The sequence below is a fragment of the Rossellomorea marisflavi genome, assembly GCF_001274775.1.
In the GTDB taxonomy this organism is placed as follows: Bacteria; Bacillota; Bacilli; order Bacillales; family Bacillaceae_B; genus Rossellomorea; species Rossellomorea marisflavi.
Window position 1 is genome coordinate 767,266 of record NZ_LGUE01000004.1, and the last position, 25,061, is coordinate 792,326.

General features: G+C 49.2%; 22 protein-coding genes and 1 pseudogene. 8 read left to right on the forward strand and 15 right to left on the reverse strand.

Features of this window, described 5'->3' with window-relative positions:
* Nucleotides 1–30: 30 nt before the first annotated feature.
* Nucleotides 31–1,002: a hypothetical protein gene (locus AF331_RS14070; RefSeq protein WP_053428709.1), complete on the reverse strand. Its 972-nt coding sequence runs from the start codon at nt 1,000–1,002 to the stop codon at nt 31–33.
* Between the two features lie 376 nt (nt 1,003–1,378).
* Here AF331_RS14070 and AF331_RS14075 point away from each other — a divergent pair, with 376 nt between their 5' ends.
* From AF331_RS14075 to AF331_RS14090, 4 genes are read left to right on the forward strand one after another with little or no spacing between them, the layout of a single operon-like run.
* Nucleotides 1,379–2,416 (forward strand): sulfate ABC transporter substrate-binding protein, encoded by a 1,038-nt coding sequence (locus AF331_RS14075; RefSeq protein WP_053428710.1) that lies wholly within the window; start codon nt 1,379–1,381, stop codon nt 2,414–2,416.
* A gap of 23 nt (nt 2,417–2,439) precedes the next feature.
* On the forward strand, nt 2,440–3,279 hold the full coding sequence (gene cysT, locus AF331_RS14080; RefSeq protein WP_053428711.1) for a sulfate ABC transporter permease subunit CysT: 840 nt from the start codon (nt 2,440–2,442) through the stop codon (nt 3,277–3,279).
* 57 nt (nt 3,280–3,336) lie between these two features.
* Nucleotides 3,337–4,176, forward strand: coding sequence for a sulfate ABC transporter permease subunit CysW (gene cysW, locus AF331_RS14085; RefSeq protein ID WP_412177723.1), 840 nt, complete (start codon nt 3,337–3,339; stop codon nt 4,174–4,176).
* A gap of 15 nt (nt 4,177–4,191) precedes the next feature.
* Nucleotides 4,192–5,265, forward strand: a complete 1,074-nt coding sequence (locus AF331_RS14090) for a sulfate/molybdate ABC transporter ATP-binding protein (RefSeq protein WP_053428713.1) — start codon at nt 4,192–4,194, stop codon at nt 5,263–5,265.
* A 116-nt stretch (nt 5,266–5,381) separates the two neighbouring features.
* Here AF331_RS14090 and AF331_RS14095 read toward each other — a convergent pair whose 3' ends face one another.
* Entirely contained in the window at nt 5,382–6,182 is an 801-nt protein-coding gene (locus AF331_RS14095; RefSeq protein ID WP_053428714.1) for a class I SAM-dependent methyltransferase, read from the reverse strand.
* Between the two features lie 226 nt (nt 6,183–6,408).
* On the opposite strand from AF331_RS14095, the gene AF331_RS14100 reads away from it, so the two are divergent.
* The 3 genes from AF331_RS14100 (at nt 6,409) to AF331_RS14110 (ending at nt 11,536) form a co-directional block, all read left to right on the forward strand.
* The gene (locus AF331_RS14100; RefSeq protein ID WP_053428715.1) at nt 6,409–8,043 is read left to right on the forward strand and encodes a PTS transporter subunit IIBC; all 1,635 of its coding nucleotides are present in this window, start codon (nt 6,409–6,411) and stop codon (nt 8,041–8,043) included.
* 2 nt (nt 8,044–8,045) lie between these two features.
* Nucleotides 8,046–8,825 (forward strand): endonuclease/exonuclease/phosphatase family protein, encoded by a 780-nt coding sequence (locus tag AF331_RS14105; protein WP_053428716.1) that lies wholly within the window; start codon nt 8,046–8,048, stop codon nt 8,823–8,825.
* Nucleotides 8,826–9,859: 1,034 nt separating this feature from the next.
* Entirely contained in the window at nt 9,860–11,536 is a 1,677-nt protein-coding gene (locus AF331_RS14110) for a tripartite tricarboxylate transporter TctB family protein (RefSeq protein ID WP_053428717.1), read from the forward strand.
* Nucleotides 11,537–11,574: 38 nt separating this feature from the next.
* On the opposite strand, the gene AF331_RS14115 is transcribed toward AF331_RS14110, so the two are convergent.
* The 9 genes and pseudogenes from AF331_RS14115 to AF331_RS14150 form a co-directional block, all read right to left on the reverse strand.
* Nucleotides 11,575–12,129, reverse strand: a complete 555-nt coding sequence (locus AF331_RS14115) for a GNAT family N-acetyltransferase (RefSeq protein WP_053428718.1) — start codon at nt 12,127–12,129, stop codon at nt 11,575–11,577.
* A gap of 149 nt (nt 12,130–12,278) precedes the next feature.
* Nucleotides 12,279–12,437, reverse strand: coding sequence for a hypothetical protein (locus AF331_RS22480; RefSeq protein WP_160316559.1), 159 nt, complete (start codon nt 12,435–12,437; stop codon nt 12,279–12,281).
* Between the two features lie 95 nt (nt 12,438–12,532).
* Nucleotides 12,533–13,960 (reverse strand): proline--tRNA ligase, encoded by a 1,428-nt coding sequence (gene proS, locus AF331_RS14120; protein WP_053428719.1) that lies wholly within the window; start codon nt 13,958–13,960, stop codon nt 12,533–12,535.
* Between the two features lie 316 nt (nt 13,961–14,276).
* Entirely contained in the window at nt 14,277–15,503 is a 1,227-nt protein-coding gene (locus AF331_RS14125; RefSeq protein ID WP_053428720.1) for an MFS transporter, read from the reverse strand.
* 404 nt (nt 15,504–15,907) lie between these two features.
* Nucleotides 15,908–16,099: a hypothetical protein gene (locus AF331_RS14130; protein WP_053428721.1), complete on the reverse strand. Its 192-nt coding sequence runs from the start codon at nt 16,097–16,099 to the stop codon at nt 15,908–15,910.
* 391 nt (nt 16,100–16,490) lie between these two features.
* Nucleotides 16,491–16,655 (reverse strand): annotated as a pseudogene (locus tag AF331_RS23180) (KGG domain-containing protein); the annotation flags it as partial.
* A 650-nt stretch (nt 16,656–17,305) separates the two neighbouring features.
* The gene (locus tag AF331_RS14140) at nt 17,306–18,751 is read right to left on the reverse strand and encodes a carbon starvation CstA family protein (protein WP_053428722.1); all 1,446 of its coding nucleotides are present in this window, start codon (nt 18,749–18,751) and stop codon (nt 17,306–17,308) included.
* Nucleotides 18,752–18,894: 143 nt separating this feature from the next.
* Nucleotides 18,895–19,728 (reverse strand): YihY/virulence factor BrkB family protein, encoded by an 834-nt coding sequence (locus tag AF331_RS14145; RefSeq protein WP_053428723.1) that lies wholly within the window; start codon nt 19,726–19,728, stop codon nt 18,895–18,897.
* Nucleotides 19,729–19,749: 21 nt separating this feature from the next.
* Nucleotides 19,750–20,154 carry a hypothetical protein gene (locus tag AF331_RS14150; protein ID WP_053428724.1) on the reverse strand — a complete coding sequence of 135 codons (405 nt, stop codon included), beginning with the start codon at nt 20,152–20,154 and terminating at the stop codon, nt 19,750–19,752.
* A gap of 192 nt (nt 20,155–20,346) precedes the next feature.
* Between AF331_RS14150 and AF331_RS14155 the strand changes: the two genes are divergently transcribed.
* Nucleotides 20,347–20,568, forward strand: a complete 222-nt coding sequence (locus AF331_RS14155) for a DUF1128 domain-containing protein (RefSeq protein ID WP_053428725.1) — start codon at nt 20,347–20,349, stop codon at nt 20,566–20,568.
* 64 nt (nt 20,569–20,632) lie between these two features.
* On the opposite strand, the gene AF331_RS14160 is transcribed toward AF331_RS14155, so the two are convergent.
* The 4 genes from AF331_RS14160 to AF331_RS14175 all read right to left on the reverse strand — a co-directional run bounded on the left by AF331_RS14160 (nt 20,633) and on the right by AF331_RS14175 (nt 24,926).
* The gene (locus AF331_RS14160; RefSeq protein WP_053428726.1) at nt 20,633–21,145 is read right to left on the reverse strand and encodes a type 1 glutamine amidotransferase domain-containing protein; all 513 of its coding nucleotides are present in this window, start codon (nt 21,143–21,145) and stop codon (nt 20,633–20,635) included.
* 79 nt (nt 21,146–21,224) lie between these two features.
* Nucleotides 21,225–22,523 carry a lysine N(6)-hydroxylase/L-ornithine N(5)-oxygenase family protein gene (locus AF331_RS14165; protein ID WP_053428966.1) on the reverse strand — a complete coding sequence of 433 codons (1,299 nt, stop codon included), beginning with the start codon at nt 22,521–22,523 and terminating at the stop codon, nt 21,225–21,227.
* Nucleotides 22,524–22,629: 106 nt separating this feature from the next.
* Entirely contained in the window at nt 22,630–23,619 is a 990-nt protein-coding gene (locus AF331_RS14170; RefSeq protein ID WP_053428727.1) for a class I SAM-dependent methyltransferase, read from the reverse strand.
* Nucleotides 23,616–24,926 carry an FAD-dependent oxidoreductase gene (locus AF331_RS14175; RefSeq protein ID WP_053428728.1) on the reverse strand — a complete coding sequence of 437 codons (1,311 nt, stop codon included), beginning with the start codon at nt 24,924–24,926 and terminating at the stop codon, nt 23,616–23,618. The genes AF331_RS14170 and AF331_RS14175 overlap by 4 nt, the downstream gene beginning before the upstream one ends.
* Between the last annotated feature and the right edge of the window lie 135 nt (nt 24,927–25,061).

Below are 25,061 nucleotides of genomic sequence, written 5' to 3' on the forward strand. Positions count from 1 at the left end.
CGGCTGAGGTCTTTTATGTTAATAGGATTATTAGAATGGAAATGTTTTGTTCTGACGCTTCGTCTCGTTCACCATTTGAAGTTCTGTCGCATCGAAGTCAAGGGCTGCAAGCTGCATGGCATTCTCAAAAACGATACGGTCGGATGCTGATACTTCCTCTTCGTCCATCGTATAGTGGACAATCGCAAGACCGTCTTCAAGAGAAACCTCCTTTACTTCCAGCCCTTCTGTTATGGCTGATGCGTAAAACGCGTCCTCTTGATCAACGGTCTGCATCATCTCGATGGTTTCTTGAAAAGACAAATCCTCTCCACCAGCCCCTTCATCCAACTCACTTGCTGGAATGAACCATGTTTGCTTCCCTTCTTTATCATAGAGGGTATAGTACCCCTTCGACCTTCCCCTTTCGTCAGCCACCACGATCGGGGCATCCACCTTCCGTTCGGCTACCGTGATGTTCTCTTCGCCTTCCGGATTCACAAACGTGATCTCCTCGATGCCATAAAGATGACTGATCCCGAACAGAGAATCATAAAACATCGAATGCTGCGCAGAAGTGGCGGAAAGAAGGTTTCCATCCTCTTGGAAATCCACCTTAAGATTCGGCCCCTCGACTGTCAGCTTGGTGTAGGTTTCAAGGATCTTTTGTTCCGAAGGATCATTCTCCATGAGAGAAGCTGCCAGGCGCTCTTCCCTGCTCTGATCCTTCCCGTCATCTCGTCTGATGGTGAACATCGTCAAAAATTCCCGCCCTGTATCATAGGTGTCGGTTTCAATGAAGTAATCGGGTGTCACGTTCACTGTTTCGTAGGGGGCAGCTTCGTCTTTTGTTTTTCCCTCATCGGTCTCCGTATCCATCTGTTCAGTTGTTTCCACTTCTTCCTTGGCCGTCTCATCCACCTGCTTGACATCTGTGTCCACCGCATCCTTTTCAGCACTTTGACAACCTGCCAGAAGGAATGCCATGAAAACCACTCCTGCGATTCTCATCCTTTTATTCACCTGAAAAGCCTCCTTTTTTTACCTATATCCCCTCTTCTTATCTTTATTAACATCAAAATCGTATGACTCTATAAAATCTCTCATCCTCTATATTTCTCCCAAAAACCAATTGACTTTATCGGAATAGTAAGATATCTTATAACTAATCAAAATACTGCCGATTGGACAACCAAAGGCCCTGGTCGAAATACTTGACTGGGGCTTTCTTGTTTTTCATCTGCTGTCATGAAAAATTTAAGTAACTAATTCCGATTAAATGAATATGATTAGTTTAAATTAGAATATTCCAGCGCTGATCAGACAAACTGAAGGCCGAGCTTACTCAAAGCGCGGCCTTTTTTTTGATAAAAAAAACAGGAACCGAGGGGGAACTCACATGGTTAAAAATGCATTGATTGGAATCATCGTAGCTCTTGTCTTTTATGCTTCAGGCTGCAGTCAGGGCGAAACCGCCGGTAAAAAAGGAAGCGATTCAAAAGAAGCTGTGGAATTATTGAACGTGTCGTATGATCCGACAAGGGAACTTTATCAGGAATTCAATACGGAATTCGCCAAGCACTGGGAAGAAGAGACAGGACAGAAGGTCACCATCCAGCAATCCCATGGAGGTTCAGGGAAACAGGCACGATCCGTCATTGATGGACTGGAAGCGGATGTCGTAACCCTCGCCCTCGCCTATGACATTGATGAAATCGCGGCGAAACGCGGCATCATTTCAGAAGACTGGCAGTCGAAGCTTGAAGACAATTCCACCCCTTATACGTCCACCATCGTATTCCTGGTACGGAAAGGGAATCCAAAGAACATCCAGGACTGGGATGATCTGATCCGTGACGACGTATCCGTCATCACACCGAATCCGAAGACATCGGGAGGAGCGAGATGGAATTACCTCGCAGCATGGTCCTATGCCGACAAGGCATTCAACGGTGATGAGAAGAAAATCAAGGGCTATATGAGGGATCTATTTAAAAACGTCGAGGTACTCGATTCAGGCGCACGTGACGCGACGAACTCCTTCGTTCAACGGGGACTGGGTGACGTGCTGATTGCCTGGGAGAATGAAGCATACCTCTCCATCAACGAGCTTGGGAAGGATGAGTTCGAAATCGTGAATCCAACACTCAGCATTCTTGCCGAACCACCTGTAGCCGTCGTGGATAAGATCGCCGAGAAGAAAGGCACAGCCAAAGTCGCTAAGGCCTATCTTGAGTATCTCTATACAGAGACCGGTCAGAAAATTGCCGCTGAAAATTACTACAGACCGCGTGATCCTGAAGTGTTGAAGGAGTACGCCGACAAATTTGCCGATATCGAGCTGGTGACCGTGGATGATGCATTCGGTGGCTGGCAAAAAGCACAGGAAACCCACTTCAATGATGGGGGAACATTCGACGAAATCTACGCTGAATAGCACGAAAGGTAACAGGTGATCACATGACCAGAGGAAAAATCCGCTCAACCAAACACCATAATGTATTACCTGGATTCGGTCTGACAATGGGGTACACGACGCTCTACCTGAGCATCCTTGTACTCCTTCCCCTTTCCATGATCTTTTTCTACACCGCCAGGATGGGGTGGACCGAGTTCGCCGATACCGTGTTGGATCCAAGGGTGGTGGCTTCCTATAAGCTGAGCTTCGGAGCCTCCTTGGCCGCCGCCCTCATCAACGTGGCGTTCGGCGTGCTTCTTGCATGGGTCCTTGTCCGCTACCGGTTCCCCGGCAAGAAAATCATCGATGGACTCGTCGATCTGCCATTTGCCCTCCCTACAGCCGTAGCTGGAATCGCCCTGACGACCGTCTACGCTCCAAACGGATGGATCGGCAGCCTCCTTGGATTCAAGGTCGCATTCACTCCGATCGGTGTCGTGATTGCATTGATCTTCATCGGGCTTCCTTTCGTGGTAAGGATGGTCCAGCCCGTCCTTCAAAATCTGGAAAAGGAAGTGGAGGAAGCCTCCTCTTCCCTGGGGGCAAGCCGCCTCCAGACGTTCAGGAAGGTCATCTTCCCTGAGCTTCTCCCTGCGGCCCTGGCAGGCTTCACCCTTGCCTTCGCCAGATCCCTTGGGGAATATGGTTCTGTCGTATTCATCGCAGGCAATATGCCATTTAAGACGGAGATCACGCCCCTGATCATCCTGACGAAGCTCGAACAGTTTGATTATTCCGGGGCCACTGCCATCGCCACGGTGATGCTGGTGACGTCTTTTCTTTTACTGCTGGTCATCAATCTGATCCAATGGTGGACCAATCGTAAGTTCATTCATAGATAGAAAGGAGGAAATGCTTTGTCGGGTCATCTGCCAATTGAACGCTCAACCGCTCCAGTCATTCAGGCAAAAGGAACGACCGATCCTCAATGGGTGAAATGGTTGCTCATCACGATCGCCCTCCTGTTCCTCGGTCTGTTCCTGATCCTGCCGCTCATTACGGTCTTCCTTCAAGCATTCGATAAAGGATTGGACGTATACATGGCAGCCATCACGCAGCCCGAAGCCCTTTCAGCCATCAAACTGACCCTGCTCGTAGCTCTCATCTCGGTCCCTGTGAATGCCCTGTTCGGCATCGCAGCCGCCTGGGCGATCACAAAGTTTCAGTTCAGGGGAAAGAACATCCTCATTACGCTCATCGATCTGCCTTTTGCCATCTCCCCGATCATCGCAGGACTCATCTTCGTCCTGCTTTTTGGAGCACAGGGGGTATTCGGTGACTGGCTGTTCGAGCATGATATCAAGATCGTCTTTGCCGTCCCGGGTATCATCCTCGCCACACTGTTTGTCACCGTCCCCTTCGTCGCCCGGGAGCTCATTCCGCTCATGCAGGCACAGGGAACATCCGAAGAGGAGGCGTCCATCACGATCGGGGCAGGGGGTTGGAAAACCTTCCTCCACGTCACCCTGCCGAATATCAAATGGGCCCTGCTTTACGGGATGATCCTCGCAAACGCCAGGGCGATCGGAGAATTCGGTGCCGTATCCGTCGTATCGGGGCATATCAGGGGGCTCACGAACACCATGCCCCTCCATATCGAAATTCTGTACGGGGAATACCAATTTGCGGCCGCATTCGCCGTCGCGTCCCTGATGTCCATCATGGCCATTATCACACTTGTCATCAAAAGCTTCCTTGAGTGGAAGGGCAAAAAACAAACGGACGTCCATGTCCATTGATAGAGAGGGAATACTATGAGCATAGTCATCGATCACGTGTCAAAATCATTCGGGACGTTCCAGGCCCTTTCGGATATCAACCTCGATATCCAAACCGGAGAACTGGTGGCCCTCCTTGGTCCATCAGGCTCGGGGAAGACATCCCTCCTCCGGATCATCGCAGGACTCGAAGCCCCCGACCATGGCTCGATCCGATTCGACCATAAAGACATCACCTCCATCACGGCCAAAGAACGTGGAGTCGGATTTGTCTTCCAGCATTATGCCCTTTTCAGGCATATGACCGTCTTTGAAAACGTCGCCTACGGGTTGAAGGTAAAACCGAGGAAGGAACGTCCATCCCGCAAGATCATTAAAGAAAAAGTCCATGAACTCCTCGACCTTGTGAAACTGGGGTCACTGGCAGACCGCTACCCTTCCCAGCTGTCAGGCGGTCAAAGACAGCGCGTCGCCCTCGCAAGGGCACTTGCCGTCGAGCCGAAGGTCCTCTTACTCGATGAACCATTCGGGGCCCTCGATGCCAAAGTGCGGAAAGAACTGCGAAGATGGCTTCGGCGCCTTCACGATGAATTCCAGATATCCAGTATCTTCGTCACCCACGACCAAGAAGAGGCACTGGATGTAGCCGATAAAATCGTCGTCATGAACCAGGGACGCATCGAACAGATCGGCACTCCCATCGAGGTATACGAGAATCCCCAGACGCCCTTTGTCTACGACTTCCTTGGAAGCGTCAATATCTTCAAGGGTCGCCTTCATGAAGGGACCCTCGTCCACGGTGATCTCGTATTGAACACACCGGACCTCACGAATTCGGGAGGGAGTGAAGCGTCCGCTTACGTTCGCCCCCATGACCTCACCATCAGCAAAGAAATCCAGGGTGACGAAACCGTTCGGGCCACCGTCAACCACCTCCACATCGTCGGGGCCGTCGTCCGCGTCGAGCTGATCCGGGCGGATACGGACGAATATGTGGAAGCGGAAATCACCAAAGAACGGTACCGCGATCTCTCCCTCAAAGTCGGAGAATCGGTTTATATCAAGCCAAGACATCTGAAGGTGTTTCCACCTGAGGATTATGTTATCTAAACACAAATGTCCATTACCTGATCCGTCTAGGTAATGGACATTTGTTTATGTACACAGGGAGCCGACATGTGCTGGAGGAAGTCCTGTCTCTTTCACTCCCGCATCAGTCCACTCCCTTACTTTTTATCCGCAATCAATGTGAATAATCCCGGCATCTTTTCCTCAAATCCTTCCGGGGTTCCTTCCGGAAAGGCCCATCTGATTCCTGCTTCTTCTTCCAAGTGCTGGATTGTAAGACCTGCCCTCACCAATGACGTGATTACTTCCCCCAGTGTCCACCTTCTGATTGTATTTTTTGGGAGGGACTTTTTTTGTTCTTCGGGTAGGTGGATTGAATAGGCCACATCAACTTCTTTCATGTCGCGGTCAAAGTAATCCCCCTCAACCGCCATCATCCCATCCTTTGCCCTCAATACTTTCGACACCATCGGATGATAATCCCGCAGGATGAATCGTCCTCCCTTCTTCAACCCCTCATGTATCAGCTCGAACAATGGGTCGAGATCGAGGAAATAATGCAACACGCCCAACTCCAATACAATATAGTCGGCGTCCGAGATCTTTTGGGTTTCCGGGATGTCCAGGATGTCAGAGACGATATAGGTCACCTTTACCCCTGCAGCTTCCGCCAACTCCGAAGCGTAACGCGCATTATCCTTTGAAAGATCGACTACCGTCACTTCCGCTCCAAGGAGGGCAAATGAAACAGCCTTGTTTCCTTTTGAACCAAGCAGATTCACAATCTTTCTTCCTTTAATTCCGTTCATATAGTTCAGGTAATGTTCAACGGATTTCCGGGAATCATGTTTAATCTTTTCAGCATATTCTGCCGGAACACCATGCCGGTTGACCCACGCATCATACGCACGTCGATTCCACCCTGTCTCGTTAATCTGACTCATGTCTGTCTGGTTCACCAACATCTCTCCCATTTTTTTCTATGTTACTATTTTTAATGATAATACACGTCTTCTAAACTTTCTATTGCTTTCCTCAAAAAGATATCTTACAATAATGCTATATTAATGCAAACGGTTGCATTAACCGTTTACACTTTTGTATCTTTTTATAGAGAAAGCCATGCTTAACAAATAGAAAGATCGTGCTTTAAAATGAAAACGCACACATAGGGAGGAAGTACAAATGAAGAATTTATTGTCTTTTGATTTCTGGCAGAAGTTCGGTAAGGCCCTTCTCGTCGTAGTAGCCGTCATGCCGGCTGCCGGAATCATGATCTCCATCGGGAAGCTGATCGGCATGACCGGCGGAGACTTGGTTTTAGTGCAAACGATTGCAAGAGTACTAGAAGACATCGGATGGGGAATCATCACCAACCTGCATATCCTCTTCGCCGTCGCCATAGGGGGATCCTGGGCGAAAGAGCGTGCCGGCGGTGCTTTCGCTGCCCTTATCGCCTTCGTCTTGATCAACCGGATCACCGGTGCCATCTTCGGCGTCAATGCCGATATGCTTGCGGATCCTGAAGCGACGATTTCGTCCCTGTTCGGTCAGACGCTCGTCGTTTCCGACTATTTCACTTCGGTCCTCGGGGCGCCTGCCCTCAATATGGGCGTATTCGTCGGAATCATTTCCGGTTTCCTTGGAGCCAACCTCTTCAACCGATTCTATAATTATGACAAACTACCGGATGCCCTTTCTTTCTTCAACGGAAAGCGTTTCGTACCGTTCGTCGTGATTGCGGGTTCCATTGTAACCGCTATCGTCATGTCTATCGTCTGGCCGTTCATCCAGGGTCTCCTGAATGACTTCGGTCAATGGATCGCCACATCACGGGATACGGCACCGATTGTAGCTCCATTCATCTTTGGGGCACTCGAGCGTCTGTTGCTTCCATTCGGTCTTCACCATATGCTCACCGTGCCGATGAACTACACAGAGCTAGGTGGGACATATACCATCCTTACGGGCTCAGGCCAGGGATCTACCGTCGCAGGTCAAGACCCGCTGTGGCTCGCTTGGATCGCCGATTTGAACAACTTCCTATCCGCCGGAGACACTGCCAGCTACAAACAACTTCTTGGCGACGTAACACCGGCCCGTTTCAAAGTCGGTCAGATGATCCTGTCCACTGCGTCCCTCATCGGTATCGCCTATGCGATGTACCGCAATGTGGATAAAGATAAGAAGAAAAAGTACAAATCCATGTTCCTATCTGCAGGACTTGCTGTATTCCTGACAGGTGTCACAGAGCCGATCGAATTCATGTTCATGTTCGCTGCCCCGCTTCTTTATGTGGTATACGCCATCATGACAGGACTTGCCTTCGCCATCGTGGATCTGATCCACATCCGCGTCCACTCCTTCGGATTCATCGAGCTCCTCACCAGGACGCCGATGATCGTGAAAGCCGGACTCTGGCTCGACCTTGTGAACTTCTTCATCGCCTGTCTCGTATTCTTCGGACTTAACTTCGGCGTGGCGAACTTCCTGATCAAACGCTTCAACTTCCCGACGCCGGGACGTAACGGCAATTACATCGAAGACGAAGTCACCCAAGCTCAAGGAGCAGTCAAAAAAGATTCCGTAGCTCCGAAAGTCGTCGCCCTACTCGGAGGCGAAAGCAACATCGTCGACGTGGATGCGTGCATGACGCGCCTTCGTGTCACCGTAAAAGACCTTAGCCTGGTCGGTTCCGAACAGGAATGGAAAGCAAACGGGGCCCTCGGCCTTATCACAAAGGACAAAGGCGTCCAGGCCATCTACGGTCCGAAAGCCGATGTCATCAAATCCGATATCCAGGATATGCTGGGGGCGTAAGGATGAAGCTCCTCACCCTCAACTGCCACTCCTGGCTCGAAGACAATCAGTGGGAGAAACTCGGGATCCTTGCCGATACCATCGCGGAAAAAGAGTACGACGTCATCGCCCTGCAGGAGGTCAATCAGCTCATTTCCGAAGAGGAAGCGTTCATCAAAAAAGACAACTTTGCTCTGATCCTCCTCCAGGAGTTGAAAAAACGCGGGGTCACCGGGTACTCATTCATCTGGGACTATGCCCATGTCGGGTATGACCGCTTTGAAGAAGGCGCAGCAATTCTGACCCGGCATCCCGTTCAGGAAGAGCACAGCTTCCATGTTTCAAATGACGAGGATCCTGCCAACTGGAAAACCCGTAAGATCATCGGGATCACCATCCCCATTCGCAATGAAAAGGTCACCTTCTACTCCTGCCATCTTGGATGGTGGCAGGATGAAGAGGAACCATTCATGAGCCAGGCTGACCGTCTATTTGAAAAGGCAGCCGGTCCCTTCTTCCTCATGGGTGACTTCAACAACGATGCCGACACACGTGGTGAAGGCTATGACTATCTTATGAAAAAAGGGCTTTTGGACACCTTCCATCTTGCCCAAAAGCGAGACGAAGGCACTACCATCCAAGGCGATATTGCCGGATGGGACGAAAATGACAAAGGCTTGAGGATCGACCTCATCCTCTCCAGCCGCATGATCAACGTCCAATCTTCCGCTGCCATCTTCAACGGAACCAACCGCCCCATCATTTCCGACCACTACGGGGTTGAAGTGGAACTGGATTGGTGAATACTAGAGAATGTCCTGATGATGGACATTCTCTTTTTTATTTTAATTGGGAGATTGGTAGGGGGTAAGTCCGTTTCGTTCCACTGCGGCCGCCCGCTTTCCATGGGAGTCGGGCGGCCTCCGTTGAACTTCACTCCTTGATAATTGATAGGTTTCCACTGAATCATACCGGATTATGTAGAACCTCATCTCATTCCTAAATAGATTGAACGCTGAAAGGGGGCTCATTATCTGTCCAAGTAGATTCTGTATAGCAAAGGCGATTATCATAGATGTATTATTTATATGTGTCTGCCTAATCAGAGGTACAGTTGCAAATGTTCCCCATCAACCATCCAACAGTGCAGTGCAGCGCAGGGTGGTCGACTCCTGCGGATAGTCGGGAAGATGAGACCCCGCAGGCACGAGGAGGCTCATCGACCGACCCGCGGAAAGCGACCACCCGCAGCGAAACGGAACGATCCAATTCACACGACACACCCATCAAAAAAAGAAGGGAAGGACATACTTCGCTGATTTGCCCTACACAATCAAACATCCAACAGTGCAGTGCAGCTGAGGGCGGTCGACTCCTGCGGATAGTCGGGAAGATGAGACCCCGCAGGCACGAGGAGGCTCATCGACCGACCCGCGGAAAGCGACCACCCGCAGCGGAACGGAACGATCTAATTCACACGACACACCCATCAAAAAAAGAAGGGAAGGACATACTTCGCTGATTTGCCCTCCCCAATCAACCATCCAACAGTGCAGTGCAGCGGAGGGCGGTCGACTCCTGCGGATAGTCGGGAAGATGAGACCCCGCAGGCACGAGGAGGCTCATCAACCGACCCGCGGAAAGCGACCCGCCCACAGCGGAACGGAACGATCTAATTCACACGACACACCCATAAAAATAAAGGAACGATCTCCTCCCCTTCTCTTTCATACAAAAAGGCAACCATAGTGAACAAAAATGATCACAATGAAACTTCCACCCAGCCTCACCCGTATATACAATAGACTCAACCAAAGAACCTAGAAAGGGGAACAACATGGGCAATATCCTATTATTCTCACTCATCATCGGCCTTGCCGCCACCATCCTGATCGTCCCGATGAGTGCCATGAAAATGAAAAAGAAAGAGGGCTACCCGTCATTTGGCAAAGTATTCGGTGCCACCCTCATCATCGCCATCGTCGCGACATTCCTGTTCTACTATCTGACCAACCTTGACCAGAACTTCACCAGCGTCTGGATCCTCTTCATCATAGCCGCTATCGCAGGAGCATCACTCTCCTATGGAACTGAGCGCATGATCAAAGGAGTCCTCGTCCTTGCCGGCCTTGTAGTCGGTGTCTATTTCCTCAGCGCATTTCTGTTCAATGCAGATGAGAAATACGAATCCGCCGATATGAAAACGAAAACCGAAATCCAGGCATTCGACGAGACGGAAACACCGGCAAGCGTGCCGCCTCAATTCGCCCGGAACAAAATGAAAAAAGCATTCGGTCAAGTACCGAATACAAGCTACTATGAACTCGGCAATCTGCAGATCCAGAAGGTCAACGGCGATTACGTTTATATCGCCCCAGTCGAATTCTCGGACTTCTGGAAATGGGTGAAAGGAGACAAAACCCCGGGGTACTTCATACTGAGCGCAACGGACTCCACTGCCAACCCTAAATTCATGAAGCAGGAAATGAAATACACCCCTTCTTCCTATCTGAATGAAAACATCGAGCGCCACATCCGCATGAAGTATCCGAAGAAGATTTTCTACGGGGACGTGCAGCTTGAAGTGAACGACGAAGGGAAACCTTTCTACATCCGGACATATGGGACATTCATCTCTGCCCGTAATGGTTTTGACGCAGAAGGAGTCGTCCTTGTCGATGCATTGACTGGTGATACGAAAGCTTATCCGATCAAGGATATCCCTGCATTCATCGACGGAGCCATCTCACCTGAGACCGTCAGCCTTCAAAACAGCTACTTCGGGAACTTTGTAAAAGGCTTCTGGAACAGCAAGTTCGGAAAATCCGACGTGAAGCTGCCATCCGATGAAGGAACGGAAGCGAATGTCACGCCGGTCTTCAACAAAGACGGCGATATGTACTACTTCACAGACTTCACGTCTCCTAAAGAAGGCGTAGACTCCATGCTTGGGTATTCCATGACCAATGCCCGTACGGGAGAAGCTACGTATTATACCGGGAACATGGAAGAATCGTATATGGATTCACAAGGCGCCCTGCAGATCATCCAGAAGCGATTCATCGAGAAGAAATGGGACGGCAAGATGCCGGTCCTTTATAACTTCTATGGTGAAGCAAGCTGGTTGACGCCTGTACTCGATTCCAATGGCTTCCTGCAGAACTATTTCATCGTCTCCGCAGCGAACCCGGAAATCGCCGTGTACGCCGATACGCCGAACCAGGCGCTAAAAATGTACAAAACCGCCCTTCAAAAAGGATCCGGAAGCCTGAATAACAACTCCAAGGCTGAAGAGAAACAGGATTCCGGAAAAGTCGTTCGGGTGTATAAGGAAAAATCCGGAGATTACACGGTCGTTTCCTTCCTATTGGAGAACGGGAAGAACTATATCGTTTCATCTGAGGTCAGCCCTCTTGCCATCTACCTGAGGGAAAACGATACGGTCAAGATTACGTATAGCGATACCGAGGAGGAGTTCCTTCCGGTGAAAGACCTCACGATTGAGGGACTGTAACACACGAAAGCCGATGGGTGCACCCCCATCGGCTTTTCTTATTCTGCATTCTGATAATATACGAGCTGATCCTGCCACATCCCCCGCTCATAGATGAATCCCTTCCGCGTGCATTCGTATGTCATGCCGACGCTTTCCACCAGGGAGATGGACGGGACATTGTCGAGATCGATGTGTGCTTCGATCCGATGATACCCGATCTTGGTATAAGCCATTCGTAGTGTTGCTGCCACGGATTCTTTCCCGAACCCCTTCTGCCAGTGTTGATTATGAAGCACATAGCCGATCCTTCCCCAATTGAAGTTGTACCTCATGAGAGTCGAGACGTCGACGGTGCCGACCATCACTCCCGTCGCTTTCAGGAAGACCCCGAAGATATAGACTTCATCCTTCGCCATCATCTCATCCTGCTTGCCGATCATCTCCGCGAACCACTGCTCCGTGCACCCGGACATATCCTGATACCCGGCATCATACTTATGCTGAGATGGCAGGCGATCGAGATGTGACTGAAGCCAGTTTCCGTAATCCCACCGGGTGAAGGGCCGGATTACCAGCCTTTCTGTTTCCATCAGTAGTTGTGTTCCTGTCATCCTTTTCACCCCTACCCCTTTGTTTCTATAATCATATCAATCCGTTTTAAGGAATGGTATCTTCTTTCAACAAAAAAATATCATTTTTCCGTAACAAAAAAATCCCCCTCATCCGAGAGGGACTGCTATGTTGTCAGCATGTGCTTCCATCAACCGTGCCACTCTTCCTGCTCCTCCTCGAGATCTTCCTCCCCAAGAAACGCATTCTCCTCAAAGTGCTCAAGGATCCGGCTGACTTTGAATAGGATAAGGAACAGCGTAACGACGGCAACGGCGAGCAACACAACCATCATGATTTCAATATCCATAAGTTGTCCCTCCTTTACCAAACTCTATGTCGAGAATGGTAAAAAAAGACGATGATGGAAAAAGAAAAGGAAAATAGGGCGAATGTTCGGGGGAATTAGTACGCCTTTGCCCAGTACACCATGTCCCGCGCTTCCTTCCCACAGCACACACAGGTGTCGGCTACCTTCTCCTGCTCGAACGGGATGCAGCGGCTGGTGGCGGTGGTTTCTTCCTTGATCTTGTTCTCGCATGCTTCCTCTCCGCACCACATCGCTTTGATGAATCCACCTTTCTCGATTTGAGACTTGAACTCGTCGAAGGTGACCGCTGTGCTCGTTTTTTCTTCACGATGCGCAGTGGCTTTTTTGAGCAGGTTCTCCTGGATGTCATGGAGGAGAGCCGTGATGGTTTCTTCGATTCCCTCGATGGACACCGTCACCTTTTCCCCTGTGTCCCTGCGCACCAGGATGACCTGCCCGTTTTCGATATCACGAGGTCCGGCTTCCAAGCGAAGCGGAATCCCCTTCATTTCATACTCATTGAACTTCCAACCCGGTTTCTTATCGCTCGCGTCGATCCCCACCCGTGCGACGGAAGATAGGCGCCTCTTCATATCATAGGCAAAATCGAGGACCCCTTCTTTGTGCTGAGCGATCGGTACGATCATCACTTGAGTCGGCGCGATCTTCGGTGGCAGGACGAGCCCCCTGTCGTCTCCGTGCACCATGATCATGGCGCCGATGATCCTTGTGGTGAAGCCCCATGACGTTTGCTGGACATACTGAAGCTTTCCGTCACGATCGGTGAACTGGATGCCGAATGCTTTGGCAAAGCCGTCGCCAAGATGATGGGAGGTACCGGACTGGAGGGCCTTTCCGTCATGCATGAGGCTTTCGATCGTATAGGTGAATTTTGCACCGGCGAACTTTTCCTTTTCCGTCTTCTGTCCTTTAATGACCGGAATCGCCAGCATGTTCTCGCAGATATCTGCATACACGTCGAGCATCTTGATCGTTTCCTCCAGGGCGTCTTCATCGGTTTCATGACAGGTGTGCCCCTCCTGCCAAAGGAATTCGAGTGTCCTCAGGAACGGACGCGTCGTCTTTTCCCAGCGCACGACATTCGCCCACTGGTTATACAGCTTTGGAAGGTCTCGATACGAGTGGATGATGTTTTTGTAGTGCTCCCCGAAAAGGACCTCCGATGTCGGTCTGACGCACAGTCTTTCGGCAAGCTCTTCTTCTCCGCCGTGGGTCACCCACGCCACTTCTGGAGCGAAGCCTTCGATATGATCCTTTTCCCTCTGGAGCAGACTTTCCGGAATGAAGAGCGGCATATAGACATTCTCATGCCCCGTCTCCTTGATCTTCCCGTCGAGGGCATCCTTGATATTTTCCCAAATGGCATATCCATAGGGGCGGATGATCATGGAGCCCCTTACGCTTGAATAGTCGATGAGTTCAGCCTTGGTCACGACATCCGTGTACCATTGGGCGAAATCCTCATCCATGCCTGTGACATTTTGTACGAATTGCTTTGCCATAATTGACACCATCCTTATTAAATTGAATTCCTGTGAAACAAAAAAAGCCCCACTTCTCATTAGGGACCATTCCTGGCGGGACCACCCTAATTCAAAGCAAGGCTTTACTCTCATCATGCATGATAACGGTATCGGACCGCTGGGGTTACCAGAACTCAAGGGCAGGTTCACGAATGTTTTCCATAGGAGCTTCTCACCACGCGGCTCCCTCTCTGAATGGACACGATGTTCACTACTGATCCCCATCAATGTTTCAACATTTAGATATTTTAGATGATTATATAGAGATTCTTCTTGGGTGTCAACGAATTGTTTATCATTCTATCCCGGTCCTGTGGATTTCATACGTGGCGGGGCTGCTTTCCCGACGGATGGACAGGAGGAGCATGATCGCCGTGATGAGCATGATGATAGCACCTGTGCAAACGGCCCACCGGATGGACACGAATTCCGCGCCGATTCCGATTGAAATGGTCATAATCAGTACGAGGGCACCCTCTGCCAGTCCATAGATGCTCGCGATCCTCCCCATCATCTTCACCGGGATCTTCTCTTGGAAGAACGTCTCAAAGCCGGTGCTTGCAAATGCGAGGGCAAAGGATAGGAAGGCAAAGCCCGTGGCCGCCCATATCATGGTGTCAGATGACGCATACAGGAGATACCCTGCAGCGACAGCGACTCCCCCACCTCCCATGAGCTTCATATAGGGCAGGCGATGGGCAAATGCCGTATTTACGATGGAGCCGAGGATGAACCCGGCGCCTGCGATGCTGACCATATATCCATACGTACTGTCGGACAGATGGAGCACTTGCTTCGAGAAAGCCGCTTCCAGGGAATCGACGACGGCGGTCATGACAAGAAGGCAACTGAACAGGAAGTAAATGAGCATGATCGGTGCATGCCGTTTCGTATAGGTGCTCACGAGCTTCCAATCTTCCCGCACTGCCGATAAGGAGAAGCGGCCGATGTCAGCGTCGGCCAGAGCCTCCCGTTCAAGGTTCGGCAGCAGAAGGGTGATAAGACCCGACCCGCATAGGGCTGCTGCCGTCACGAACAGGGACAAGTGAGGCGTTCCGAGCTGGAAGAGCAAGCCTGCGATGGCAGGTCCCATGATGAAGGCTCCCGATCCGATGAGTCCTTTCAGGGCATTGAAGCGTTGACGGCTGTCCTTCGGGATCAGCTGGGTCATATACGTCCTGCTTGCCGGTTCAAACACAGCGCTCATCATATTGATGAAGAACACCACCGCATACATGGCAATGGCCACTGGCATGAGCACCACTACAATAATCGAAACAGCGCGTGAAAGATCCAGGATGATCATCAGATTCCGCTTGTTCACCCGGTCGATGAGACTCCCCGACCATGCGTTCACCACCATGCCGGCCGCCGGCTTCAATAGGTAGAGTAGCACCACGGCCATCGGTGATTGGGTTTCATTGAGGACAATCAGATTCAGGGCGATCAGGTAAATCCAGTCGCCGATATTCGCTATGCCGATCCCCGCTAACAGGATGGCTGGGTATTTCCACTTATTCATCATTCTTCCTCCCGCGATTCGTAGTAAAAACGAAAAAACCCACCCCCAAGACGTTTGGTCTTGGGGGCGAGTCTGTCATCGCGGTGCCACCCCAGTTCATCGATATGTCGCCATATCGACCTTTTCGGGTACACGTTTATACCCTAGCTCTATAACAGGAGCTCCTGTCACACCATCCCCGGCTGGTTCCGATGCACTGCTCAGAGACTTGGTTCACTCCCGTTCCTCCCTCCCCTTTTCAGCTGCCGGGGCTCTCTGTCTGAAGGTCATGAAAGCTACTCTTCTCATCATCGCATGTAATTTCCAGTATCATAGCACGGGTGGAAAAAGAAGTAAACAGTTTTCTCGACTGAATCCTTCTCAATAAAAAAAGACAGGTCCTAAGGACACTGCCGTTTTCATTATTAGCTACCCATTTTCCTGCGGGTATTGCTTGGCTTTTTCGTTTGCTGACTCTGCATGCGCTGATTCGAAGCGAGACCATTCTTGCCCTGTTTACCACTTGATTGGGCTTCTTTCTTCTTGGCAAGCTGCTGCTTCATGGCTTCCTGAAGGCTGATCTTCTTCGGCTCTTTAGACGAATCCTGATTTGTCATAATGGAATCTCCTTTTGATTCGGGATGACTCCATTATAATACACGGCGTTCATAATTGGCACCTGGTATTTCTTTATAAGGAGCCTCCATATAAAACGGGGCCTCTGAAAGGCCCCTATTATGACCGGCTTTAATGGTATCCGTTTTGACCATTGGCAGAGCCGGATGTTTTGTTTTTCGGTTTTTGATTTTGATTTTGCTTGGTGCCACCGTCTTTTTTGGACTTCTTACTCATGTTCCTCACTCCCTACTGACAAGAATGGTGAAACATGCTTAGTATGTCCCTTTCTCTCCATTCAACAGTTGGTAATTTTTCTAGAAAACAAAAGGGACCTTCTTTTTTCAAGAGGTCCCCTTTGGTTCATGATCAGTTATTCGATTGATTTGAACCGTTAGAGCTATTGCCACCCTTTGCACCGATCTCTTGGTAGAACTCTTTATCATGATTGTCGGATGTGGCTTGTCCGCCTTTTTCTCCGATGTCTTGGTAGAATTCCTTGCCGTGATTGTTCGAAGTAGCTTCTCCACCTTTGCGTCCAGCTTCTTCGTAGCTCATCTTATTATTGTTGTTTTGGTTGCTGCTACTTACGTTCTGGTTGTTACTGTTGTTGCTGTTATTGTTGCTGCTGTTGCTGTTGCTGTTATAACTGTTGTTACTGTTATTGCTGTTATTACTGTTGTTGCTATTGTTATTATTGTTGCTGTTATTATTATTGTTTGCCATGGGAAAATCTCTCCTTTTAGGTAATATTTATTTTACTGATCAGGTTTTGTATCCGGTTTCAATCTACTTGATATCTCTGTGAGATAAAGTGCTGTGTCCTGTGATTTGCCGACTTTTTCCGATTCTTGATACATTCATGTTTTACCGACTGTGCGTAAGTTGAACTGGAACTAATTGCTTTGTTTTAGTGAAGATCTGCACCCACCATAAAAATAATTACATATTTTCAATTTCCTCCCTTCTTTGTAGGTTACATTTGCTTATTTACCATCATTTTGGAAAGATAAACATCCGAAAATGCAGCTATTTTTCTGTATTTTCCACCAACCTTAGAGCGGCAGTGTTTTGCGAATGAAAAGTTTTTTTTCCCTTTAAACGCGGTTTTGTCTCTTAACAAAATACCTCTTTTTTATGCAACGAACAAAAAAAGAAGCACCCGCTGAGTCATCGACTCAGGAGGTGCCTTCATTTTTTTTGCGATGTTACGATGCAGCTGGGACCTTTTCATCTACTTCAATTTCGACTCCCCCGGCCAGCCGTTTTCTTAATGTGTAGGCAAAAGCGACGATGGCTGCTGCCGTGACTAGCCCTGCCCCCATGTAAGAAAGGTTCATGGGAAGACCGAATCCGATCGGGGCATTAAGAATGTACGTGAAGGTCACCATGGTCATGAAGATGGCTGGCAGGGTGGCAACCCAGTGCGGTTTCCGCTGCAAGCCGAGGTACATGGCTCCGACCCAAAGGGCAATCATGGCTGTCGATTGGTTGGCCCATGAGAAATATCTCCATAGGATGTTAAAATCGATCTGGGTCAGGGCGATGGAAACAACGAATAACGGCAGTGCAATCCAGAGTCGGTTCGTGATCTTAAGCTGTTTGACGTTAATATAGTCTGCAATGATCATCCTCGCACTTCTGAAAGATGTATCGCCAGACGTGATGGGCAGTACGATGACACCAAGAATGGCAAGGGTCCCACCAATGGATCCGAGCATGAGCATGGAGACCTCGCTGACAACTCCAGCTGGACCTGATTCAGCCAGGATGCTGTTCAACTCACCGGCCGGGAAGATGCTCATGGCAGCCGCAGCCCAAATCATGGCGATGATGGCTTCGAGGATCATCATACCGTAAAAAATCTTTCGCCCATTTTTCTCATTTTTTGTCGTCCTGGAAATGATCGGGGACTGGGTGGCATGGAACCCAGACAGTGCTCCGCATGAGATGGTCAGAAACAGAAGCGGAAATATCGGAATCTGGTCGGGATGAAGATTGGCTAAGGTGATCTCAGGAATATCGGCCCCTGTCACGATGAGCCCACCACCGATCCCGACTGCGCTGATTAATAGCAGTGCGCCGAATAGCGGGTAGACCTTGCCTATGATTTTATCAACAGGTAATAGGGTGGCTGCGATATAATACACGAAGATCGCTCCGATGATCACGCCAAGGGAAATCCATGCCGGTGTCAAATCGGCAATCAAGGCAGCCGGGGCCGTCACGAACACGGTCCCAACAAGCAATAAGAGCAGGACGGAAAAGGCGTTCACCACATGCTTCATGGTTTTCCCAAGGAAACGTCCTGCCAGCTGCGGAAGATGAGCCCCTCCGTTCCGGATCGAGATCATACCTGTGAGATAATCGTGGACGGCTCCGGCAAAGATCGAGCCGAGTACAATCCACAGGAAAGCGACAGGACCATAAAGCGCCCCCATGATGGGACCGAAGATTGGTCCTACTCCTGCGATGTTCAAAAGCTGAATCATGGAATTCTTCCATGTTCCCATGGGTACATAATCGACATCATCTTTTTTGGCATAGGCCGGTGTCGGGCGCTGTTCCTTCACACCAAATAATTTTTCAATAAACTTCCCGTACGTGAAATAACCGATGATCAAAATGATGATCGATACAATGAATGTGATCATCCGCTCAACTCCCCTCTAAAATGAATACGTTTTCATTTTATCAGAGATTTCTTTTCTCCACTCCTCCTTCTTTATTTTCAGGACATAGTACCCAGTTCTCAAATAGAAAAAAAGCCCCTCTTGGTGACGGGGCTTCTTGGCGTTCAGCAGGCAGCATTGTCCTTCTTGGTTCTCATGGCATTGATCTCTCCACCGATCATGATGATGATCCCGGTGAGATAGAACCAGATCATCAGGACGATGATTCCCCCGATGCTTCCATATGTGGCAGAATAGTTGCCGAAGTTCCCCACATAGAAGGAGAAGGCAAGTGAGGCCAATACCCATCCGATTGTTGCAAAGATGGCACCAGGCAAGGCACTCAGGCACTTGATCTTCATATTTGGGGCAAAATAGTACAAGACCATGAAAATGACGAAGAGGATGAGGGGACTGATTGCCCAGCGAATCCCGCTCCATAGGGTGAGGAACTGATCCGAAAATCCGAATTGCGAGAAAAGGAACAAGCCGATCTGCTTCCCGAACACGGGGAGAAGAAGTGCAACAACAAAGACCAGGATCATCCCGAGTGTAAGGGCAACGGATGTCAGGCGCTGAACGATGAATGATCTTGTTTCTTCAATGTCGTACGCACGATTCAAGCTCTTCACAATGGCATTCATTCCGTTGGATGCCGACCAGATTGTTGCAATGATACTGATGGATAGCAATCCCGAGTTACGGTTCGACATGACATCTGAAAGGGTTCCTTCAATCATTTTAAGCGTTTCCCCTGGCGCATAGTCTCTTACCACCCCGAGCAGGTCTTCCTGCTGTACAGGTAAATAGGGTAGGAGCGTGACGACAAATATGAGCAACGGGAAAAGTGACAGGAGAAAGTAATAGGCAATCTGAGCTGCCAAGCCTGTCACATCATTGGCGCTGATCTGTTGAAACAGGCCCTTGGAATACTCTTTTACCTCTTTCTTTCGAGCCATGTGCTCACCTCATTCCATTCATTAATACCCTTTGAATGAAGAATCGATGGGTTGATCCCCATCCTCCAGTTCGTTGGGTGCTTCCTTGAACGCGTCCTTATAGGCTTCAGTAGAGTCTTCGAACGTTTCTTTTGTTTCTTCAATCAGGTCTTTCACCTGAGGGGTCATCCCCTTCAATTCATCCACCTTTTCACTGATGAAGCGGAAATCCCGGGTGACCTGATCCGCCGTGACGGACAATTTTTCGTACACTTCCTTTGAAGCTTCGACCAATTGTTTCGGATCTTTTGCATAAGTGGAGATGTAGCTGCTTCCATTCTTGAGTGAAGCCCCCACTTCCCTGCGGGTTGTTTTGTCCAAAAGGGATAATAATCCCCCGGCAACCGCCCCTAAGAGTACACCCTGGAAGAATTTATTTTTACCCATATGTATGACCCTCTTTCCTAATTAATTGAGAACGTTCAAGGAACTTATCCTTTACTTTCCCATTCCTTAATAGTGTAAAACATTCCCGTGAAAAAATCCTCTGAATATGATTCTATTCCCCCTGTGTTGACAGGTGCCGCGAATCATGGAAAGATAAGCTTAGTGATTTTACGAGGAAAGGGTGCTGATCAAATGGATCTGACACAGAATACGGCTGAGAACATCGATTATATGGTAACCGCCATCAAGGAGAAATTGAACGTCGTCAATGCAGGTGCCATCAAGTCTGAGGACTTCAATGAACAAATGTATGAAGATCTTCAGGACCTCTATGAAATGGTCATTAAAAAAGATCGCTTCAGTCCGAGCGAAATGAATGCCATCATCGATGAACTGAGAAGCCTGCGCAAATAATGAAGAAAGGGGGCGTCCCCGGGCAGTAGCCCGGGGGACGCCCCCTTTTCATTCATTTAACCCATTATTTCAATAATGCAAGTGCCTCACGGTTGAAGGCAGGGATATCATCTGGTGTACGGCTCGTCACAAGCTGGTTGCCGCAAACAACGACTTCCTTGTCATCGAAATTAGCTCCTGCGTACTCCATATCCACCTTGATGGACTTGAATCCAGTAGCTTTTCTGCCTTCCAGTGCCTTCGCTGTGATCAACAATTGAGGTCCGTGACAAATGGCAAAGACAGGTTTTTTCTCATCCATGAAATGCTTGGTGAATGTCACAAAACGATCGTCTGCACGAAGCTGATCTGGTGAGAATCCTCCAGGAAGAAGAAGCGCATCAAAATCGGCCGGATTGACATCATCAATTCCCTGGTCAATGGTTACGCTGGCGTCTCCCTGCTTCCCTTTGACCGTTTTCCCTTTTTCCGATTCAATGGTCACGACTTCATGGCCTGCTTCCTTGAATGCTTTTTCCGGATCTGTAAATTCCACATCTTCGAACATATCGGTGATTAATGTTGCGATTTTAGCCATACAATCAAACACTCCTATTTTAGAATAATGTTGGTAATGGTATATGTTTACCCGGTGCAGGCTCCCTTAAACGTCCTTATTACTTTCGCGAGAATTGGGAGAAAATCGTATTGCTCTGGACTTTATACACATCTTTCCTGCAGATTGCATTGATGATCCGCATATTCCTCTCGACGGAAAGTCCCAGGTTCGTGGCACTCGATCCATGTGAATGCTCCAGATTCGTCACCGTAAAGAAGTAGTGATCACGTTCTGGTTTCTCCTTGAATTGAAGCTGATAATCACGGGAGACTTTGAATTTCTTCTCATCTTCCCACACTATTTTGTCCTCGAATTCTTCAAAAAACCATTCGGGAATATTTGGCTTATATCCAGTAGCGAGGACCACCTTGTCCGCTGTATGCGTAAATGAGTCTTCTTCCTGCCATTGTTCGCAGCTGAGTTCATACTTCCCGTCGATTTCTCGGATTTCCTTTACCTCAGTAAGGGGCTGGATCGTGATATTCAACGGATCACCGCTCGATGAATGGTGGTAAAGAACCTTGTAGATCGCGTCCAGGGTTTCCTGATCGATGCCGTTTCTTAGGCGATCCAAGGTGCCGAGTGCCTTTTCCCGGTCTTCGAATGATAAACCGTGGAAGTAATCCACATAGTCCGGTGCCAGGAGCTCCTGCCCGAGCTTTGACGCTTCAAGCTGGAGGATCCCTTCGGAACGAGTGAACCAATGAAGCTCGTATTCATGGTGCCGCTTTTCTTTCAAAAGATCATAGAAAACTTCCGCTGCACTTTGACCCGAGCCGATGACCGTGATGGATTTCCCTTTCATGGTCGATTCCTTATGGAATAAATACTTGCTCGTATGGTGGACATCTTCCTCAGGCAAATCCTCCATCCCCTTAAGGATAAGGGGCTTGCTTCCCGTACCGAGGACCACATGATCGGCTTCGTAGATTTCCGTCGCCCCCGTGGTCCGGTTCCTCACATTCACGCGATAGCCGTCCTCTATTTCCTCTACACCCGTCACTTCGCTGTTGAATTGGCAGGTCGGCAGCTGTCCTGCCACCCAGCGGGCGTAATCGTTGTATTCCTGCCTCGGCATCTCGAATGTCTGGAAGAAGAAAAATTTATACAAACGGTTATGAGTATGTAAATAGTTCAGATAGCTGAATTTACTTTGAGGATTTGCGAAGGTCACGAGGTCCGCGATGAACGGTACCTGTAGATCCGTCAAATCGATGAGCATGCCTGGATGCCACATGAATTCAGGAGTTTGATCGAAAAATCTCACCTCGAGATCCGTCCTTTCTTCCATTAAAGCAGCCAATCCGAGATTATAAGGACCGATGCCGATTCCGACACAGTCCAATCGTTGTTTCACCACAAGCTATTCCTCCTTTTCTCTCTTTTCCTTATTTTTACCCATAAACATGCCACCACTACCCTGTTTTCAATAAATCCCCTCAAAAAAAAACCGATCCAGGGGATCAGCTTTTTTTGAACGTCATGGCGTACCATCCGCCTTCTTTCACTATGGGTTCGACCGTCTCGCATATAAAGCCTGTTTTCTCCGCGAGGGTTTCCATCTCACCATGGGAGGGGATGGGATACAGATTCTGAAAGCTCATGAAGAAACTGTTGAAGGCACTGGAGAACTGCTGACCGTGCTTCGACTTCTGCATGGGACTCAGGACAAAGAAAACGCCGCCTTCTTCCAGCCACTCCGATGCCTTATGGAAGAAGTCTTTACGCTCGGAGGGATCAATGTAATGGAACAGGTTATTGGCCATGATCATGTCGAAGCCGCTTTCCGGTTCATATGAGTGGAGATCCGCACACACCACATCGATATTCGGATAAGATTCAAGCGCTTCGGTCGCCGTTTTGGCAACGCCTTCATGAATCTCGATGCCGACCATCTTTTTATCAGGATGGCGCTCCCCGATCCGTCGGATATAGCCACCTTCTCCGCACCCCAGATCCAGAATCGTCGAGACATGATGCTTCTTGATTGCTTTCTGAACCTTCGGAAAAGCGAATCGCTCCAGCAATATTGACGTCTTGGCCACGGTCGAACCGTGGAGGTCAGAGTTGAAGTGCTGCTTCCGCTGATTCCTGAGCAGTTCTGGGTAGGAAAGCAGGGCCGGGATATGCAGCTCCATCATTTCCTTGAGGAGGATACCCGATGAATGGGGATCGCTCTTTGAAGAAGGAAGCTTCCACTTCCCCCTTGTCGACACTTTTGAATCGTCCTTCCTTTTTAAGTGCTTCAGGGATATGCCTACTTCCACCCACTGCTCCAACAAGTCCATTTCAAGATTTTTCTGGATGGCGATTTCCTGTATGGTGGCGGGTCGGGAGAAGCTGTCGAACAGATCGAGCTCATATCCCACATAGGCGTGCCAACTATATAGAAACGGAACATTCTTCTTCATCCATGACCGTGCCCTCCACACCTTCACGATTTCACCGATCATATCAGTTCCTCCTTTTCCTTCCATGGATAGTCTTGCTCTTCCGTGAATGATGCACCGAGTTTCTCTTCATTTGATAAAAATGATTTACGGAGGGGAAAAAGCCCCCCTTGGACCATCCGGTCATACAGGGTTTCCCTCCACATACCGAGACCTGAGATATTCAGCATCTGTTTGAACTGGGAGACCCGATCTTTCTCCATGCGCTGAAGGCTTTTATTCCGAAGCCACCCCACCGGTCTGTAGGGATAAGAGTAGGCAAGTGCTGAAAGATGACTGAGATGGAGCTGATGGGAAACCCTGCGCTTCCGAACCTTCGGATACCACTCAAGATTGGCGGGATCCAGTCTGCCCGATGCATACATATCACAAAGCAGTTCCCCGAGTACGCTTCCGTCCTGGATCGCCATGTTCATACCTTCCCCTGCCATAGGGTGAACGGTATGAGCCGCATCACCGATCAATGCGAGATGATCTTTCACATAGGTATCAGCATGATACTTCATCGGGACCATAAGCTGGATCTGCTTCCACTCTGTAATCTGATCCACGTATCCCTCAAGATCGGGACAGAGATCTATGTAAAGCTTATGAAATTCTGAGATCGGCTTCTTACGCAATGACTTGTATTCCCCTGCAGGGATGAGATAGACAGAGCGCACTTCTTCGTTTGGAAGGGGGAAAAGACCAAGAAAGGATTGGTACGTCGACACGATCCGTCCTTTTGTCATATCGAGGGGTCTAGGGAAGGTGACCGTCAGGAAGTGATGATTGTATTTCCTCTCGCTCACTTCAATCCCCATGTAATCACGGGTAACGGAACTTCTGCCTTCTGCTCCTATGATGAATTCGCATTCGATATCAAAGGGTTCTTTTTCACTTCTGTCTTCCACTGTAACCGTCTTGCCGGAGATCTTTTTACATGCGGTGTTCCCCATATAGTGAAAGCTGGAGTATTCCTCCCCTTTGGCCCGTAGGATGTCTTTTAGCTTCTCATGATGGATCATAAGGGAGTAAGGATATTTCCCTGGAAGGATCGAATAGCTCATGGAAGAATGCTCCGCCCTCTTCCCTTTCAGTTCCACCAGCTCCAGTTCCGCTATGCGGTGACCATGGGAAAGCACCGGTTCGATCACACCTAATGAATCAAAAATATCCAGGCTTTTTGGTTGAAGAAGCTCCCCCTTATAGACAGGGCTAGGTCCGGGCAGCCTTTCAATGACCGTTACATCGATGCCGCATCTTGCCAACTTAAGTGCCAGGGTCAGTCCGCCGATTCCACCGCCGCTAATCAAAACATCCGTCTTCATTCCTTCTCACCTCTTTCCTATTAAGTAACCTCTTTCCAATTCCACGAAACGTCATAATGTGTTGTTTATTTCCCGGAAAATATCATTTCCTGTCTTCTTCATGACCAAGTTGCTGTCGAATCAACAAAAAAACCC

Excerpts from the sequence above, each read along its gene's own strand:
- AF331_RS14075 (WP_053428710.1), top strand. The coding sequence starts at position 1,379 with ATGGTTAAAAATGCATTGATTGGAATCATCGTAGCTCTTGTCTTTTAT.
- cysT (WP_053428711.1), top strand. The coding sequence starts at position 2,440 with ATGACCAGAGGAAAAATCCGCTCAACCAAACACCATAATGTATTACCT.
- AF331_RS14090 (WP_053428713.1), top strand. The coding sequence starts at position 4,192 with ATGAGCATAGTCATCGATCACGTGTCAAAATCATTCGGGACGTTCCAG.
- AF331_RS14100 (WP_053428715.1), top strand. The coding sequence starts at position 6,409 with ATGAAGAATTTATTGTCTTTTGATTTCTGGCAGAAGTTCGGTAAGGCC.
- AF331_RS14105 (WP_053428716.1), top strand. The coding sequence starts at position 8,046 with ATGAAGCTCCTCACCCTCAACTGCCACTCCTGGCTCGAAGACAATCAG.
- AF331_RS14110 (WP_053428717.1), top strand. The coding sequence starts at position 9,860 with ATGGGCAATATCCTATTATTCTCACTCATCATCGGCCTTGCCGCCACC.
- AF331_RS14115 (WP_053428718.1), bottom strand. The coding sequence starts at position 12,129 with ATGACAGGAACACAACTACTGATGGAAACAGAAAGGCTGGTAATCCGG.
- AF331_RS22480 (WP_160316559.1), bottom strand. The coding sequence starts at position 12,437 with ATGGATATTGAAATCATGATGGTTGTGTTGCTCGCCGTTGCCGTCGTT.
- proS (WP_053428719.1), bottom strand. The coding sequence starts at position 13,960 with ATGGCAAAGCAATTCGTACAAAATGTCACAGGCATGGATGAGGATTTC.
- AF331_RS14125 (WP_053428720.1), bottom strand. The coding sequence starts at position 15,503 with ATGAATAAGTGGAAATACCCAGCCATCCTGTTAGCGGGGATCGGCATA.
- AF331_RS14130 (WP_053428721.1), bottom strand. The coding sequence starts at position 16,099 with ATGACAAATCAGGATTCGTCTAAAGAGCCGAAGAAGATCAGCCTTCAG.
- AF331_RS14140 (WP_053428722.1), bottom strand. The coding sequence starts at position 18,751 with ATGATCACATTCATTGTATCGATCATCATTTTGATCATCGGTTATTTC.
- AF331_RS14145 (WP_053428723.1), bottom strand. The coding sequence starts at position 19,728 with ATGGCTCGAAAGAAAGAGGTAAAAGAGTATTCCAAGGGCCTGTTTCAA.
- AF331_RS14150 (WP_053428724.1), bottom strand. The coding sequence starts at position 20,154 with ATGGGTAAAAATAAATTCTTCCAGGGTGTACTCTTAGGGGCGGTTGCC.
- AF331_RS14155 (WP_053428725.1), top strand. The coding sequence starts at position 20,347 with ATGGATCTGACACAGAATACGGCTGAGAACATCGATTATATGGTAACC.
- AF331_RS14160 (WP_053428726.1), bottom strand. The coding sequence starts at position 21,145 with ATGGCTAAAATCGCAACATTAATCACCGATATGTTCGAAGATGTGGAA.
- AF331_RS14170 (WP_053428727.1), bottom strand. The coding sequence starts at position 23,619 with ATGATCGGTGAAATCGTGAAGGTGTGGAGGGCACGGTCATGGATGAAG.
- AF331_RS14175 (WP_053428728.1), bottom strand. The coding sequence starts at position 24,926 with ATGAAGACGGATGTTTTGATTAGCGGCGGTGGAATCGGCGGACTGACC.